This window comes from Actinoplanes sp. NPDC051537 (assembly GCF_055586105.1).
In genome coordinates this window covers 640,445-655,090 of record NZ_JBVJIU010000001.1, presented here as the reverse complement: position 1 = coordinate 655,090, position 14,646 = coordinate 640,445, and the positions used below count along the sequence as shown (strand labels likewise).

General features: G+C 72.0%; 14 protein-coding genes. 9 read left to right on the top strand and 5 right to left on the bottom strand.

Annotated elements, in window-relative coordinates:
• The first annotated feature begins 18 nt into the window (after nt 1-18).
• Entirely contained in the window at nt 19-813 is a 795-nt protein-coding gene (locus ACZ6TB_RS03075; RefSeq protein ID WP_465549945.1) for an SAM-dependent methyltransferase, read from the top strand.
• Between the two features lie 349 nt (nt 814-1,162).
• Here ACZ6TB_RS03075 and ACZ6TB_RS03070 read toward each other — a convergent pair whose 3' ends face one another.
• Nucleotides 1,163-1,423, bottom strand: coding sequence for an MmyB family transcriptional regulator (locus ACZ6TB_RS03070; RefSeq protein ID WP_465549943.1), 261 nt, complete (start codon nt 1,421-1,423; stop codon nt 1,163-1,165).
• 89 nt (nt 1,424-1,512) lie between these two features.
• Between ACZ6TB_RS03070 and ACZ6TB_RS03065 the strand changes: the two genes are divergently transcribed.
• Together ACZ6TB_RS03065 and ACZ6TB_RS03060 are read left to right on the top strand one after the other, a co-directional pair.
• Nucleotides 1,513-2,679: a 4-hydroxybenzoate 3-monooxygenase gene (locus tag ACZ6TB_RS03065; protein WP_465549941.1), complete on the top strand. Its 1,167-nt coding sequence runs from the start codon at nt 1,513-1,515 to the stop codon at nt 2,677-2,679.
• A 23-nt stretch (nt 2,680-2,702) separates the two neighbouring features.
• The gene (locus ACZ6TB_RS03060; protein WP_465549939.1) at nt 2,703-3,428 is read left to right on the top strand and encodes a dienelactone hydrolase family protein; all 726 of its coding nucleotides are present in this window, start codon (nt 2,703-2,705) and stop codon (nt 3,426-3,428) included.
• On the opposite strand, the gene ACZ6TB_RS03055 is transcribed toward ACZ6TB_RS03060, so the two are convergent.
• Nucleotides 3,410-4,801 (bottom strand): serine/threonine-protein kinase, encoded by a 1,392-nt coding sequence (locus ACZ6TB_RS03055; protein ID WP_465549937.1) that lies wholly within the window; start codon nt 4,799-4,801, stop codon nt 3,410-3,412. The two genes, ACZ6TB_RS03060 and ACZ6TB_RS03055, sit on opposite strands and share 19 nt — an antisense overlap.
• A gap of 24 nt (nt 4,802-4,825) precedes the next feature.
• Nucleotides 4,826-5,464, bottom strand: a complete 639-nt coding sequence (locus ACZ6TB_RS03050; RefSeq protein WP_465549935.1) for an NADPH-dependent FMN reductase — start codon at nt 5,462-5,464, stop codon at nt 4,826-4,828.
• Between ACZ6TB_RS03050 and ACZ6TB_RS03045 the strand changes: the two genes are divergently transcribed.
• The 3 genes from ACZ6TB_RS03045 to ACZ6TB_RS03035 are packed head-to-tail and all read left to right on the top strand — an operon-like array spanning nt 5,463 to nt 8,171.
• The gene (locus ACZ6TB_RS03045) at nt 5,463-6,743 is read left to right on the top strand and encodes a GAF domain-containing sensor histidine kinase (RefSeq protein ID WP_465549933.1); all 1,281 of its coding nucleotides are present in this window, start codon (nt 5,463-5,465) and stop codon (nt 6,741-6,743) included. The two genes, ACZ6TB_RS03050 and ACZ6TB_RS03045, sit on opposite strands and share 2 nt — an antisense overlap.
• 19 nt (nt 6,744-6,762) lie before the next feature.
• Nucleotides 6,763-7,878: a WD40/YVTN/BNR-like repeat-containing protein gene (locus ACZ6TB_RS03040; RefSeq protein WP_465549931.1), complete on the top strand. Its 1,116-nt coding sequence runs from the start codon at nt 6,763-6,765 to the stop codon at nt 7,876-7,878.
• Nucleotides 7,875-8,171, top strand: coding sequence for a MoaD/ThiS family protein (locus ACZ6TB_RS03035; protein WP_465549930.1), 297 nt, complete (start codon nt 7,875-7,877; stop codon nt 8,169-8,171). The genes ACZ6TB_RS03040 and ACZ6TB_RS03035 overlap by 4 nt, the downstream gene beginning before the upstream one ends.
• Nucleotides 8,172-8,532: 361 nt before the next feature.
• On the opposite strand, the gene ACZ6TB_RS03030 is transcribed toward ACZ6TB_RS03035, so the two are convergent.
• A complete protein-coding gene (locus tag ACZ6TB_RS03030; protein WP_465549928.1) occupies nt 8,533-8,985 on the bottom strand; it encodes a PaaI family thioesterase in 453 nt (150 codons plus the stop codon).
• Nucleotides 8,986-9,105: 120 nt separating this feature from the next.
• Between ACZ6TB_RS03030 and ACZ6TB_RS03025 the strand changes: the two genes are divergently transcribed.
• Genes ACZ6TB_RS03025 through ACZ6TB_RS03015 form a run of 3 tightly spaced genes read left to right on the top strand, consistent with a single transcriptional unit; the run spans nt 9,106 to nt 12,778 of the window.
• Nucleotides 9,106-10,527, top strand: a complete 1,422-nt coding sequence (locus ACZ6TB_RS03025) for a putative Ig domain-containing protein (RefSeq protein ID WP_465549926.1) — start codon at nt 9,106-9,108, stop codon at nt 10,525-10,527.
• Complete coding sequence (locus ACZ6TB_RS03020; protein WP_465549924.1) at nt 10,527-11,129, top strand: PulJ/GspJ family protein; 603 nt, start codon at nt 10,527-10,529, stop codon at nt 11,127-11,129. The genes ACZ6TB_RS03025 and ACZ6TB_RS03020 overlap by 1 nt, the downstream gene beginning before the upstream one ends.
• Nucleotides 11,126-12,778 carry a ricin-type beta-trefoil lectin domain protein gene (locus ACZ6TB_RS03015; RefSeq protein ID WP_465549922.1) on the top strand — a complete coding sequence of 551 codons (1,653 nt, stop codon included), beginning with the start codon at nt 11,126-11,128 and terminating at the stop codon, nt 12,776-12,778. The genes ACZ6TB_RS03020 and ACZ6TB_RS03015 overlap by 4 nt, the downstream gene beginning before the upstream one ends.
• Here the strand turns inward: ACZ6TB_RS03015 and ACZ6TB_RS03010 are convergent.
• Nucleotides 12,765-14,609, bottom strand: a complete 1,845-nt coding sequence (locus ACZ6TB_RS03010; protein WP_465549920.1) for a diguanylate cyclase domain-containing protein — start codon at nt 14,607-14,609, stop codon at nt 12,765-12,767. The genes ACZ6TB_RS03015 and ACZ6TB_RS03010 overlap by 14 nt on opposite strands.
• Nucleotides 14,610-14,646: the final 37 nt, after the last annotated feature.

Sequence of the window (14,646 nt, the reverse complement as noted above, 5' to 3'; positions counted from 1 at the left end):
GTTCATCCGCGCGCCTCTATGCTGGGTGCCGTGGCGGAGCCTTTGGACAGTGGACGACCGCATCCCGCCCGCGTCTACGACTACCTGCTCGGCGGGAAGGACAACTTCGCCGCCGACCGGGCGGCCGCCGAGCAGGGACTGAAGGCAAACCCCGATGCGGCGACGGCGCCGCGGCAGAACCGGGCCTTCATGCAGCGGACCGTGCGATGGCTGGCCGCGTCCGCGGGCGTGACCCAGTTCCTCGACATCGGGACCGGGCTGCCGACGTCGCCCAATGTGCACCAGGTCGCCCAGTCGGTGGACCCGGCGGCCCGCGTCGTCTACGTGGACAACGACCCGATCGTGCTCAACCACGCGCGGGCGCTGCTCGACTCCGGCAACACCGCCTACATCGACGCCAACCTGCGCGACGTCGACGCGATCCTCGGCGACCCGACGCTGCGGGACCATCTCGACCTGTCGCGGCCGGTCGGACTGCTGATGTTCGCGATCCTGCACTTCTTCGACGACGAGGCCGACCCGTACGCGATCGTCGCGAAGTTGATGGATGCCCTGCCCCGCGGCAGCTACCTGGTGCTCTCGCACGTGACGGCCGACCACGACCCGGAGGCGTGGGCGCGGTTCGTGGAGATCATGCGCAAGCAGGGGATGCCGAGCCGCCTGCGCTCGCGCGACGAGGTGGCGGCCTTCTTCGCGGGGCTCGAGCCGGTGGACCCGGGCGTGGTGCCGATCCTGCGGTGGCGGCCCGACGCGCCGGTGGCCCTGACCGACGCCCAGGTGGCGTTGTACGGCGGGGTCGCCCGCAAGCCGTAGCCCGTTGCGCAGAGTTTCGCGGGCGCGCCGGTCACGGTCCGGCGCCGGTAGGGTGACGCGACGATCCCCGGAGGAGCGGCGGCATGAACGCGCTAATTCTCGGCGTCACCGGCACGGCGGTCGCGATGGCGGCGCTCGGCGCGGCGTTGTGGCAGGGCTATCTCCTGAGACGCCAGGTGGCCCACGCCGAGCACGTGAGCAACGCCGAGATCGAGGAGCACGCCGACCTGGCGTGCATGTCCGCGGCGATGGGCAACCTGGCCGAGATCTGCGTCAACTCGAAGCGGGTGCTGGGGCCGTACACCGGCGACTGGGAGCGCTACTTCCGGTTCGTCTATCTGCACGGTCCCTATTTCCGCGACTTCTGGGCCAAGTACAGCGGCATGTGGTCGGCCGAGGTCGGGGCGGTGTTCCTCACGCCGATCGCGGACCTCGAGGAGCCGGCGGCGTGCAGGGTGGCCAGCAGGCGCAGGCGGTCGGCGTCGGGGGTGCCGGGCCCGGCGGTGACGACCAGCATGACCGGGCCGGGGCTGCCGGGCAGCGGATAGGTGTCCCAGGTCAGATCGATGTCGCCGACCTCGGGCACCCGGACGGTCCTCGTGCCGGTCACCTGCTCGCGCGGCGGCGGAGGAGCTGACCGGCGTCGCCTGCCTGGACTGAACCACGGTGATGCCGGGCCGACTGTGTACGGTGGACGGCATGCCGAGCCAGATCGTCGTCATCGGGGCCGGGCCGGCCGGTCTCACCCTGGCAAACCTGTTGCAGCGCAACGGGATCGGCTGCACCGTGCTCGAGGCGCGCAGCCGATCCTATGTGGAGGAGCGGCAGCGGGCCGGGGTCCTCGACCACTACGGCAGCCAGATCTTCGAGGGCGCGGGGCTGGGCGAGGCGATCCTCTCCGGCGCGCCGGTGGAGACCTTCCTCGAGCTCCGGTACGAGGGGGAGCCGCACCTTCTCGACGTGCCGGCCCTGGCCGGCGGCCGTGCCGGGCGGATCGTCCCGCAGCAGCTGCTGGTGCGCCGCCTGCTGGCCGCCTTCGACGGCGACATCCGCTTCGACTGCCGCGACGTGACCCTGCACGACCTCGGCGCCGGCCGGCCGCGCGTCACCTACCGTGGCCCCGGCGACGTCGAGCACGAGCTGACCGGCGACTACGTGGCCGGCTGCGACGGCTTCCACGGGGTGAGCCGGCGCAGCATCCCCGGCGACGCGCTCACCACGTACACGTTCGACCACGGCATCGGCTGGTACACGATGCTGGCCGACGCGCCGCCGCCGCGCTACCCGCTGATGGGGCTGAGCCGCCACGGCTTCGCCGCCCAGTTCGCCCGCGGGCCCGCCGCCAGCCGCTTCTACCTGCAGTACCGGCCGGGCGAGGACGACCCGCGGGCGTGGCCCGACGACCACGCGTGGGACCAGCTGCGGCTGCGGCTGGGCGATCCCGGGCTGCGGACCGGCACGATCACTGACCGGGAGATCGTCGAGATGCGCAGCTTCGTGGCCGAGCCGATGGCGTACGGCCGCTTGTTCCTGGCCGGGGATGCCGCCCACATCATCACCCCGATGGGCGCCAAGGGCATGAACCTCGCGCTGTCCGACGCGCACCTGCTGGCCCGCGCGTTCGTCGCGGCGGCGGCCGGCGACGACGGGCCGCTGCGCGAGTACTCGGACGTGTGCCTGCGCCGCACCTGGGACTACCAGGAGTTCTCCCGCTGGTTCACCGAGATGGTGCACGACCTGGACGCCGATCCGTTCCGGCGGCGGCTGGCCCGGGCCCGCTTCGACCGGCTGTTCACCAGCCCGGCCGCCGGGGCCGCCTTCGCCGACATGATGGCCGGCAGCGGCGCGCCACCCGGGATGGGCTGATCAGGCCGGTAAGGTCGGGCGACATGAAGGTACGCGAGGACGAGGTCAGCGTCGCCGACGGCATCCGCACCAAGGTGATCCGCCCGGCCGGTGACGCGGCGTGGCCCGGCCTGCTGCTCTACACCGACATCTTCCAGCTCACCGAGTCGACGCTGCGCACCGCCCGGCGCTTCGCCGCCGAGGGGTTCGTCGTCTGCGTGCCGGAGATCTACCCGCACGGCGAGCTGGCCGGCGTCGCGCTCGAGTTCGACGACGCCGGGAAGGCGGCGGGGCTGGCCGGCGCGGCCGCCACGACCACCGCCCAGTTCGACGCCGACCGCACGGCGGTGCTCGACCACATGGCCGGGCGCGACGACGTCACCACGCTGTTCGTCACCGGCTTCTGCATCGGCGGGCACCTCGCGTTCCGGGCCGCCTTCGACGAGCGGGTGGCCGCCACCGTCTGCTTCTACCCGACCGGCCTGCAGAACGGCGGGCTCGGCGCCGACGACCCGGGCTCGCTCGCCCGCGCCGCCGACATCCGCGGCCGGCTCATGGTCGTCTTCGGCTCGCAGGACCCGCACGTCCCGGCCGACGCCCGCCTGCAGATCGTCCAGGCCCTCTACGCGGCCGGCCACGACGACGTCGAGCTGCACATCTACCGCGGCGGCGAGCACGCGTTCATGCGCGACATCGGCGCCCGCCACGACCCGAAGCTCACCGACCTGGCGATCGCCGAGGCCGTCTCGTTCTACGCCGGGCGGGAGTAGCCGGCCTTCTCCCACAGGCCGCGCAGCCGGGCCAGCGCCGGGGCCGTGCCCGGCGTGCGGCCGGTGCGCAGGATGAGGGCCAGCGGCGGGGACTGGACCGGAGAGTTGTCGAACCAGATCTGGTCGATCCACTCGGGCTTCGTGGCCGAGCCGATGTTCACCTCGTACTCGCGGTAGAGGCCGGACGCGCCGCCGGGGCCGGTGGCCGTGCCGCGGGCGAGCTTGACGGTGCCCGCCAGCGGCTTCATCTCGTCGTTCTTGGTGCGGACGGTGTCGCGGTGGCCGCCGGGCTGGTAGCGGATGAGGTAGAGCGAGGTGGCCCCGTCGACCGGGCAGCGCCAGCGCTCGTCCTGCTTGTCGCCGGGCGTGCCGTCCTTGATGCAGCCGTCCAGCGACCATCCCGCGGCGAAGGCTCGCAGGTCGGCCGGCAGCGCGGGGCCGTTGTCGCCGCCGCCGCCGTCGTCGCCGGCGTAGGCGCGGACCAGCAGGCCGGCCGCCGTGCCCGCCACCGCCAGCGCCGCGACCGCGGCCAGCCAGCGACGACGGGAGCGGCGGCGGGGACGGGAACGCGGGGCGGCGGGGATCGCCAGGCGGCCGATCGTGGCCAGGAGCTCGTCCGCGGAGGCGTACCTCTGCGCGGGATTTTTGCTCATCGCCCGCTCGACCATGGCCCGCACCCCCGCCGGGACCTCGGGCGGCAGGGGCGCCGGCCCGCGCATGACATGCATGGTGGCCACGGCGATCACGCTGTCGGCCTGGAAGGGCGGATGACCGGCCAGGCACTCGTACGCGACGACGCCGAGCGCGTAGATGTCGGAGGCGGGCGTGGCCGGACCGCCGTTGAACAGCTCCGGCGCCATGTACGTCGCGGTCCCGATGGTCTGGTCGGGGCGGGTGATCTGGTCACCGGCCGGCGTGCGCGCGATGCCGAAGTCGGTGAGCACCACCGAGCCGTCGTCGCGCAGCAGCAGGTTGCCCGGCTTCACGTCCCGGTGCACGACGCCCTGACGGTGGGCGGCCGACAACGCCCGGGCCGCCTGCGCCACGATGCGCACGGTCTCCTCGGCGCCCAGCCGCCCCCGCCGCTGCAGCAGCTCGGCCACCGAGCCGCCCGGCACGTACTCCATGACGATGAACGGCCCGCCCGGCGAGTCGCACACGTCGTAGATGTCGATGATGTTCTCGTGGCGCACGCTCGCCATCGCCTGCGCCTCGCGGCGGAACCGCTCGGCGAACTGCGGGTCCTGGGCGAGCCGGGGCAGCGGCAGCTTGAGCGCGACGTCCCGGCCGAGCACCGTGTCGACGCCGCGCCAGACCTCGCCCATGCCCCCGTCGCCGAGGAGCTGCCGCCGCTCGTATCGCCCATCTTGCATGGGCGAAAGGCTAACTCTGCCCGTCTACTCGCCGGGACGCCAGATCTCCGCACGCCAGCTCTTGAACGGTATGGCGTCGTTGCGCTGCACGACCGGGTAGAGGCTGGAGACCGCCTGCCACGACGGCTGGGCCTTCGGCCTCGGGGCGGCCAGCGCCCGGTCGAGCGTCTGCAAGAGGTCGAGCAGGGCCTGGTGCAGCTGCGGGTCGGCGACGGTGCCCTCGCCGTCGAGCGCGGACTGGTGGAGCGGGATGCGTACGCCGGCCGGGTGCAGCACCTTGGCCCCGGCGTGGGCGAGCACCGTCTCCAGCGCCGCGCAGGCGCCGTCGTCCTGTCCCGGGGTCGCCACCGAGAGCCAGGCCGCCGGCCGGCCGGTGAGGTCGCCGCCGTCGACCAGCCAGTCGAGCAGGTTCTTGAGGCTGCCCGGCATCGAGCCGGCGAACTCGGGCGTGCTGAACAGGACCGCGTCGGACGCCGCCACCTGCAACCGGAGGAACCGCACCGGGTCGGGCCCCTCGCCCGGGACGAACGCCGGCAGGTCGCGCAGGCCGTCGTAGAGGGAGGCGCTGATCCCGGCCGGCGCGAACCGGGCCGCCGTCCGCAGCGCGGCGGTGTGGAGCGAGTCCGCGCGGGTGTTACCCGAGATCAGCAGGATGCGGGTCATGGGAAGCGACGATACGGCTTTTCTCAGGTCCACCGGCGGGCGGCCGACCGTACGGGGCACCTTCACCGACGGCACCGGAACGGACGACACAGTGAGCGAGCAGAGCAGATTGGCGGCGCTGTACAGCTACGGCCTGCTGGACGCTGTGCGGCCCGTCGTGCTGGACGATCTGACCCGCCTGGCCTCCCGGATCTTCGACACGCCGATGTCGACCGTCTCGCTGGTCGACAAGGATCGCCAGTTCTTCGCCGGCCAGACCGGCATGCCCGGCACCGAAGCGCCGCGGGACATCTCGTTCTGCGCCTGGATGGTCGACAACCCGCGCCCGCTGATCGTCCCGGACGCGCGGCTCGACCCGCGGTTCCGCGACTACGCGAACGTCACCGGCGACCCGTTCATCCGGTTCTACGCGGGCGTGCCACTGGTCGGCGACGACGGTCACGTGCTCGGCAGCGTCTGCGTGCTGGACCGGGAGCCTCGTACGATCGGCTCGCATCAGGTCCAGATGCTCGGTGACCTCGCCGCGCAGGCCGCCGGCCACCTCGAGGCGATCCGCGAGCAGGCCAAGCTCGCCGCGCTCGACGCCGAGCTGTCCCGGCTCAGCAGCCGCGAGCAGGACCTGGTCGCCACCGTCTCGCACGAGCTGCGCACGCCGGTCACCACGATGCAGGGCTACCTGGAGATGCTGGTCGAGGCCCTGGCCGAACAGGAGCAGCTCGCACCGTACCGGCGCATGATCGACCCGATCCGGCGCAACGGCGACCGCCTGGTCCGGATGGTCGACCACCTGCTCGCCGGCACCCACCCGGCCGACGCGCCGGCGAAGGCCGAAGGCCTGGTCGACCTGGCGGCGGCGGTGCGCGGCGCGGTCGAGACCTGCGAGCCCCTGGCCGGCGAGCGCGGTGTGCGCCTCGCGGTCGACGGTGGGCGGGAGCCGGTGTACGTGGTGGGCGAGGCGGCCGGGCTCGGCCAGGCGGTCGAGCACCTGATCCGCAACGCGATCGTCTTCTCCGGCGGCGGCACCGCGCGCGTGGAGATCGACGGCCCCCGGGTCGAGGTCACCGACCACGGCGCCGGCATCCCCGCCGACGAGCTGCCGTTCGTGTTCGAGCGCTTCTACCGCGGCCACTACGCCCAGACGCAGGCAATTCCCGGTATGGGCCTCGGCCTGTCGATCGCCTGGCGGATCGTGACGGCGCACGGCGGCCGCCTCACGGTGACGTCGCCGGGCGTCGATCGGGGGACGAGCGCGCGGATGCTGTTGCCCACGATCGGGTGACCTGGGTCACAATGGGGCCATGACTTCCGTACGACTGCTGGTCGGCACCCGCAAAGGCGCGTTCACCCTGACCGCGGACGGCACACGCCGGGACTGGACGGTGAGCGGCCCACACTTCGGGGGCTGGGAGATCTACCACGTCAACGGCTCCCCGGCCGACCCGGACCGGCTGTGGGCGTCGCAGTCCTCGGGCTGGTTCGGCCAGATCATTCAGCGCTCCGACGACGGCGGCCGCACCTGGGACCCGGTCGGCAACGACTTCGCCTACGAGGGCGAGGCCGGCGAGCATCTCTGGTACGACGGCACGCCGCGCCCGTTCGAGTTCAAGCGCATCTGGCATCTCGAGCCGTCCCGCACCGACCCCGACACGGTCTACGCCGGCGGCGAGGACGCGGCCCTGTTCCGATCCACCGACGGCGGCGGCAGCTGGACCGAGCTGTCCGCGCTGCGCAGGCACCCCACCGCCCCGAGCTGGCAGCCCGGCGCCGGCGGCATGTGCCTGCACACGATCATCCTCGACCCGGCCGATCCCGACCGGATCTTCGTCGCCATCTCGGCGGCCGGCGCGTTCCGCACCGACGACGGTGGCAAGAGCTGGCAGCCGATCAACCGGGGCCTGCGCTCCGGCGGCATCCCCGACGAGGACGCCGAGGTCGGCCACTGCGTGCACCGGCTGGCCATGCACCCGGCCCGGCCCGACGTGCTCTACATGCAGAAGCACTGGGACGTGATGCGCACCGACGACGCCGGCGGCTCCTGGCGGGAGATCAGCGGCGACCTGCCCACCGACTTCGGCTTCCCGATCGCGGTGCACGCGCACGAGCCCGAGACGGTGTACGTCGTCCCGATCACCAGCGACTCGGAACACTACGTGCCGGACGCCCGCCTGCGCGTCTACCGCAGCCGCAGCGGCGGCGACGAGTGGGAGCCGCTGACCGCCGGCCTGCCCCAGGAGAACTGCTACGTCAACATCCTGCGCGACGCGATGGCGGTCGACACCCTGGACGACTGCGGCATCTACTTCGGCACGACCGGCGGCCAGATCTACGGCTCACCCGACGGCGGCGACTCGTGGCAGCCCCTGGTGCGCGACCTGCCCGCGGTGCTGTCGGTGGAAGCCCAGGTGCTGGCGTGATCCGCGTGATCCTGCCGCCGCACCTGCGCACGCTGGCCCGGGTGACCGGCGAGGTGCAGGTGGCGGTCGACGAGCCGGTCACCCAGCGGGTGGTGCTCGACGCGGTGGAGTCGCGGTACCCGATGTTGCGCGGCACGATGCGCGACCGGGGGACCGGGCAGAGGCGGGCGCTGGTGCGCTTCTTCGCCTGCGAGGAGGACCTCTCGAACGACTCGCCGGACGCGCCGCTGCCGGCCCGGGTGGTCGCGGGCGAGGAGCCGTTCCTGATCGTCGGGGCGATGGCCGGAGGCTGAGCCCCGCCGGGCGGTGCTCCGGCTCTGCTTACCTGGGCGCGCCGGGGTGGTGCTCCGGCTCTGCTTACCTGGGCGCGCGGGGTGGTCCGGCTCTGCTTACCTGGGCGCGCCGGGGTGGTGGTCCAGCTCTGCTTACCTGGGCGCGCGGGGTGGTGGTCCGGCTCTGCTTACCTGGGCGCGCCGGGGTGGTGGTCCAGCTCTGCTTACCTGGGCGCGCGGGGTGGTGCTCCGGCTCTGCTTACCTGGGCGCGCGGAAGTGGCCTGAGCTGCGATGCGCGTATTGGTGAGCAGAGCAAAGGGCGCGGCGGTGGGGGCTGCGGTCGGAGGGCGAGCGCGGCGAAGGCGGGAGGCGGGACCGCGCTCAGGCGGAGCGGCGGACGCTCCACTCGAAGGCGCCCTCGCAGAGGAGGGTGGCGGCGTCATCGCGTACGTGCGCCACGGTTTTGATCCTGATTTTGGGCAACGCGCCGGAGAAGAGGGCCTCCAGCCGGTCTCGGGCGCGGGCGTCCAGGGTGCAGGTGGCGGTCACCCGGCCCCGGGCGGGGGCCAGGAAGCGCAACGTGGCGGTGGCGCCCAAGGGGACCACGCCGTCCATGCGAAAGGGGCCCGCCGCGATTATCGCCGCCAGGCCGGCGGCGTCGATCAAGGTGATCAGGCCGCTCGAGTGCAGGGAGCCGATCACGTTGGCCAGTGACGGCGGGGTGTCCATCGCGACCACGCCCACGCCGTCGGTCGCTCGCAGCACCGTGAGGCCCAGCGTTCGGTGGGCGGGGATCGGGGTCAGGAGATCACGCGCCACGGCCGTCCCATCCATCACGGCAGTGTCCACCCGCATCGTGGCCGGCAGGCGTCCGGGCGATGGCGTCCGGAAAATCTTTTTGATCGAGGTGGCGCTGCCGATAAGGCGTGTGTAGCCCCTCGAAGGGAGAGCGCCGTGCCGCGCTGCCGCCGCGTCGCCGGTGACGACGGCTTCACCATGGTCGAGGTGCTCGTCTCCATCGCGATCATCTCGATGGTGATGCTCTCGCTGAGCTCGTCGTTCATGATCACGACGCGGTTCACGCAGCAGGAGGGCAACGAGCAGACCGCGATGCAGGCCGCCGACGACGCCATGGAGCGGGCGCGGGCCATGCAGGTCACCGCGCTGATCAGCGGCCGCGACCAGAGCAGCGTCAGCACGCAGCTGACCACCGCCGCCGCGACCGTCCCGAACATCGGCAAGTATCTCAACGGCACGGTGCCCGACAACCTGACCGTCCCGTACGACAAGGACGCCGATCCGGGCACGGGCAAGACCGCCGCGCTGCCGACCGTCGCCAAGGATCTGTCGATCAACGGCGCCGCGTACCACCAGTACTGGTTCGTCGAGTACTGCTACCGGGCCACCGGCGTCGACCCGGCCAACCCGCCCTGCCTGCCCGGCCTCGGCAGCGCCGGCGCGGTCGCGTTCTACCGGATGATCGTGGCCGTCACCTGGACCGATCGCCTGTGCGCGAGCGGCCTCTGCTCGTACATCAGCACGTCCTTGATCGGGAAGAACACCGTCGAGCCGGTGTTCGACAACAGCGGCGACGTGCCGGCCGCCCCGACCATCAAGTCGCCCGGAAACCTCACCGGCGACGTGAACCTGCCGGTCAACCTCCCCTTCACCGCGAGCGGCGGCGGTGGCGCGCTGGTCTGGACGGCGACCGGGCTGCCCGCCGGACTGACCATGAACGCGACCACCGGCGTCATCAGCGGCACGCCGGCCACCAACGGCAGCAACCCCTCGGTCAAGGTGACCGTGACCGACGACTACAAGCAGCAGGACTTCGTGACGTTCACCTGGACGATCAACAAGGCGCTGACGTTCAGCAACCCGGGCGCGATCACGTCGGCGGGCGGGGTGGCGTACTCGAAGACGTTCACCGCCTCGAACGGCACCACGACCTACACCTGGTCGGCGACCGGGCTGCCGACCGGGCTGGCCATCGATCCGGCGACCGGCGTCGTCTCCGGCACGCCGACCACGGTCGGCAGCTACCCGACGGCCACCATCACGGTCACCGACAAGCTCGGCCAGGCGGTGTCGCAGACGTCGACCTGGACGGTGCCGGCCCTGTCGATCACCACGAGCTCGGTGACCTCCACGCTGAACACGGCGGCGAGCGTGCAGCTGGTGGCGGCGGGCGGCATCCAGCCGTACGTGAAATGGGCGCTCGCCTCCGGCCTGCTGCCGCCCGGCCTGGCGCTGGACACCTCGACCGGCATCGTCAGCGGCACGCCGCTCACCAAGGGCACGTACACCCCGACGTTCACGGTCACCGACACCGCCGGCGTCTCGGTCAGCAAGGCCGTCACCTGGAAGGTGCCGTGATGACCTTCCCCGGGATCCAGGACGACGACGGCGTCTCGCTGATCGAGGTCATGATCGCGATGGCCCTGATGTCGGTGGTGATGGTGATGTTCACCGGCGGCATCATCGAGATCCACAAGTGGGTCGACAAGGCGGACGCCTCCTACGAGGCGCAGGGTCAGATGAACACGGCCTTCCAGAAACTGGACCGGGAGATCCGGTACGCGCGCAGCGTCAGCGACCCGGGGCAGCAGCCCGACGGCTGGTACGTCGAATACCTGGTCAGCGTCGTCGGCGTGGACACGTGCGTCGAGCTGCGCCTGAACGTCGCCACCAGCGAGCTCCAGCGCCGCACCTGGCCGAACGTGAGCCAGGTGACGCCGACCGCCTGGACCACCCTGGCCAGCGGCGTCACCGGCAGCGCCCCGTTCACGACGATCGCCGCCGACAAGAACAACCCGACCGGGCTGAAGTTCCAGCGGCTCCAGCTGAACGTGACCTCGACCGTCGGGGCCGGCAAGAACGGCAGCACCCGGCAGACCAACGTGACCTTCACGGCGCTGAACGCGACCGGGGACCTCAACTCGTCCACCTGCACCGGGGGCCGGAGCGTGTCGTCATGAGAAAGCTCGGGATCGACGACCGCGGCTCGCTGCCGCTGGCGATGCTGGTCGTGCTGGTCGGCGTCACGATGAGCGGGCTGCTCGCCAACCTCGTGGTCTCCTCGGTGACCACGTCGGACTTCTCGTCGCGCCGGGTGCAGGCGCTGCACGCCGCGCAGGCCGGCCTGGACATCGGCCTCGCCTCGGTGCGGGCCGCGTGGCAGACCCGCAAGGACGGCGACGAGGTCGGCCTGGTCGGCCTGCTGCCGTGCGCGCCGCTCTCGGGGACGGTCGACGGCCAGAAGACGCAGTCGTACACGGTCACGCCCGCGTACTACCAGACCGACCCGCAGGACATGACCGCCACCGAGCTGGCGAACAAGGTCCTGGAGTGCCGGCCGGGCGAGGGCACGTTCCTGAAGAACAACAACACCAAGCCGGCGACACCGGCGTTCGTCATGTTCACCGCCGACGGCTGTGCCGGGCCGCTGCTGACCGGCGGGAGCTGCCACGACAGCCTGTACCCGGCGGCCGGCACGCAGCGGCCGGGCGGGCTGACCGGGCGCACGCTCAACGGCACGTACATCGTGCACACCACGAACGCCAACATCTCCGGCGGCCTCATCCACGTCTACCGGGCCAGCACGGCGCAGAACGACCTGTGCATCGACGCCGGCGCGAGCGACCCGGCCGAGGGCGCCGCGGCGGCCATGCAGCTGTGCAGCGCCGGCAAGTCGTCGCAGATCTGGGCGTACACCGACACCCTCCAGATCCAGCTGGTGTCCTCGCAGACGCCCGACAACCACCCGAACGGCATGTGCCTGGACACCACCAGCGACATCCACGCGGTCGGCCTCCAGGTGGTGATGGCGACCTGCCAGACCAAGAAGCCGGCGCTCTACCGGCAGGCGTGGAGCTTCAACGACAGCGCCAACCTGGTCGGCAGCAAGCTCGACGGCACCAACACCGACGGCTACTGCTTCAACGTGGCCAGCCCCAACGTCCCCGGTAGCACCCTCATCCTGACCAAGACGTGCGGCGGCTCGTACGACAACATCCAGACGTTCTCGGCCGACGCGAACGTCGGCGCCGGCGCGGCGTCCTCGGAGACCAACCGGTTGCTCGGCCAGCTGGTCAACTACAACCAGTTCGGCCGCTGCCTGGACGACACCGGGCAGAACCCGGACGCCGCGTACATGATCGCGTGGCCCTGCAAGCAGAACCCGAACCCGGCCAACGTGGCCTGGAACCAGAGGTACTCGATGCCGGCGCGGCCGTCGGACAGCAACCCGAACATGAACGGCGACAGCGGCAACTACGCCGACGGCATCATCACCGCGACCAAGGGCACCGTCTACTGCCTGCAGAGCCCGCTGGCCACCGCGGTCGGCAAGTATGTGCAGACCAAGGCCTGCACCGGGGCCGCCAACCAGACCTGGCGGGTGTACGGCTCGACCGGCAACTACTTCACCAGCTACCAGATCGTCGACACCGCCGGGTACTGCCTCACCCCGCGCGACCCCACGCTCCCGACGCCGGACCTGTTCCAGGTCGTCAACAAGATCGCCAAGATCTACGTGGCCCGCTGCGACGGCTCGACGCTGCAGAAGTGGAACGCGAACAAGAACGTGATCGAGGCGCTGGCGCTCAAGGACCTCAACGAGAAGTAGGGCGCTTCGCCGCCGACTTGGCCTTGTACATCGCCGCGTCGGCCTCGCGCAGCAGGTGGTCGGGGTCGGACGAGTCGGCCCCGGAGACGGCGACGCCGATGCTGGCGCCGACGTCGACCCGCTCGCCGTCGATGAAGAACGGCGCCGAGATCGCGGCCGCGATGTTGTGGCAGACCGCCTGCTGGCCGTTGGGCTGCGCGACGCCGTCGAGCAGGATGACGAACTCGTCGCCGCCGAGCCGGGCCACCGTGTCCGACTTGCGTAGCAGGCCGGTGAGCCGGCGGGCCACCTCGATCAGCAGCAGGTCGCCGGCGGCGTGCCCGAGCGTGTCGTTGACCGCCTTGAAGCCGTCCAGGTCGAGCAGCAGGATCGCGAAGCGGTAGCCGGGCTGGCGGGCCGAGCGCAGCGCCGCCTGCTCCATCCGGTCCTCGAGCAGGGTGCGGTTGGGCAGCCCGGTGAGGTGGTCGTGCAGGGCGGCGTCGCGCAGGCTCTCCTCCTGCTCGCGCAGGGCGGCCATCATGACCTCGTAGTCGAGGGCGGCGGCCAGCAGCGCGCCGGAGTGGTTCATCATCTCGCGGCCGGGCGGGGTGGTCGACTGGATGCGGCCGACGGCGGCCAGCACACCCCAGTCGCGGTTGCGGCTGCGCACCGGCACCAGGAAGACGATGTCGCCGGCCGGGCCGTCGGTCAGCCCGAACAGCTGCGGCGGCGGGAACTCCGCGGCGGCGAGGGCGGCGCCGGTGTCAGATCCGGCCCGGAAGTCGCCGACCACCTCGAGCCGGGTGTCGTCGCCGGGCGTCCACAGGCCGAGGCTGCCGGCGATCGCCGGGGTGAGCCCGAGCCAGTCCAGCGAGCGCGGGTCGCTCGAGTGCGTGCCGAGCAGCTCGATGCCCAGCTCGTACTGGATGTTCAGGGTGCTCTGCAGATATTGCACCTGGGCGAACAGCGCGCGGGCCTGCGGCTCGGAGACCGGCAGGCCGTCGCCGGGGCACCCGCACGAGTCGCGCCGGACGAAGGACGTCGTCACGTGCCGCACGAGGGCGGTCCGCGCGGGGTCGGCGGCCAGGTCGGTGAGCGTCCGGTAGACGGTGGCGCCGACCTCGCCCAGCGGCTGCCGCACGGTGGAGAGGCTGGGCCGCTGGTAGGTGGCGTCGGCGATGTCGTCGAAGCCGACCACGGCGAGCTCGGCCGGCAGGTCGTAGCCGGCCGCCATCAGGCGGGACGTGAGGCCGATGGCGTTGCGGTCGGTGCCGAGCACGATCGCGGTGGCCGGCATCCCGGCCCGGATCAGCGCGTCGGCGACCGCCTCGCCGCCGCTCTCGTGGTTGTCGCCGGTGTCGAAGAGCAGGTCGGCGCGCGGCGTGATGCCGTGCGCGAGCAGCCCCTCGCGGTAGCCCTCGTGGCGTTCGCGCAGGTCGAAATGGGCGAGGTGGCCGGCGAACGCGATCCGCTCGTGGCCGTGGCCGACCAGGTGGCCGACGGCCTCGCGGACGCCGCTGCGGTTGTCGGCGAGCACGGCCGAGCAGCCGATGTCGGTGGCGTCGTGGGCCACGAAGACCACCGGCAGCCCGCTTGCCCGGGCGCCGGCCGCGTAGCCGGGGTCGACCGCGCCGGGCAGCACGACCAGGCCGTCGAGCAGGCTCCAGGCCAGCGGGCGGCGGAAGTCGGGCAGGCCGCTGCGGTCGGCGCTGTGCGCGCCGGGGTCGAGCGTCTGGATCGCCATGATCCGGTCGTCGCCCGCGACGGCCGCCGCGTTCATCCCCTCGATGATCGCCCCGTAGTAGTCGCCGCCGACGAAGGGCGACAGGATCCCGAAGGTGCGGCCACTCACCCCGTCATGATCTCCCGAATCGGAGCGCGGCGGGCCA

Coding starts and splice junctions, on each gene's coding strand:
- ACZ6TB_RS03055 (WP_465549937.1), bottom strand. CDS start 4,801: ATGCAAGATGGGCGATACGAGCGGCGGCAGCTCCTCGGCGACGGGGGC.
- ACZ6TB_RS03065 (WP_465549941.1), top strand. CDS start 1,513: ATGCCGAGCCAGATCGTCGTCATCGGGGCCGGGCCGGCCGGTCTCACC.
- ACZ6TB_RS03040 (WP_465549931.1), top strand. CDS start 6,763: ATGACTTCCGTACGACTGCTGGTCGGCACCCGCAAAGGCGCGTTCACC.
- ACZ6TB_RS03060 (WP_465549939.1), top strand. CDS start 2,703: ATGAAGGTACGCGAGGACGAGGTCAGCGTCGCCGACGGCATCCGCACC.
- ACZ6TB_RS03045 (WP_465549933.1), top strand. CDS start 5,463: ATGGGAAGCGACGATACGGCTTTTCTCAGGTCCACCGGCGGGCGGCCG.
- ACZ6TB_RS03020 (WP_465549924.1), top strand. CDS start 10,527: ATGACCTTCCCCGGGATCCAGGACGACGACGGCGTCTCGCTGATCGAG.
- ACZ6TB_RS03050 (WP_465549935.1), bottom strand. CDS start 5,464: ATGACCCGCATCCTGCTGATCTCGGGTAACACCCGCGCGGACTCGCTC.
- ACZ6TB_RS03075 (WP_465549945.1), top strand. CDS start 19: ATGCTGGGTGCCGTGGCGGAGCCTTTGGACAGTGGACGACCGCATCCC.
- ACZ6TB_RS03030 (WP_465549928.1), bottom strand. CDS start 8,985: ATGGATGGGACGGCCGTGGCGCGTGATCTCCTGACCCCGATCCCCGCC.
- ACZ6TB_RS03015 (WP_465549922.1), top strand. CDS start 11,126: ATGAGAAAGCTCGGGATCGACGACCGCGGCTCGCTGCCGCTGGCGATG.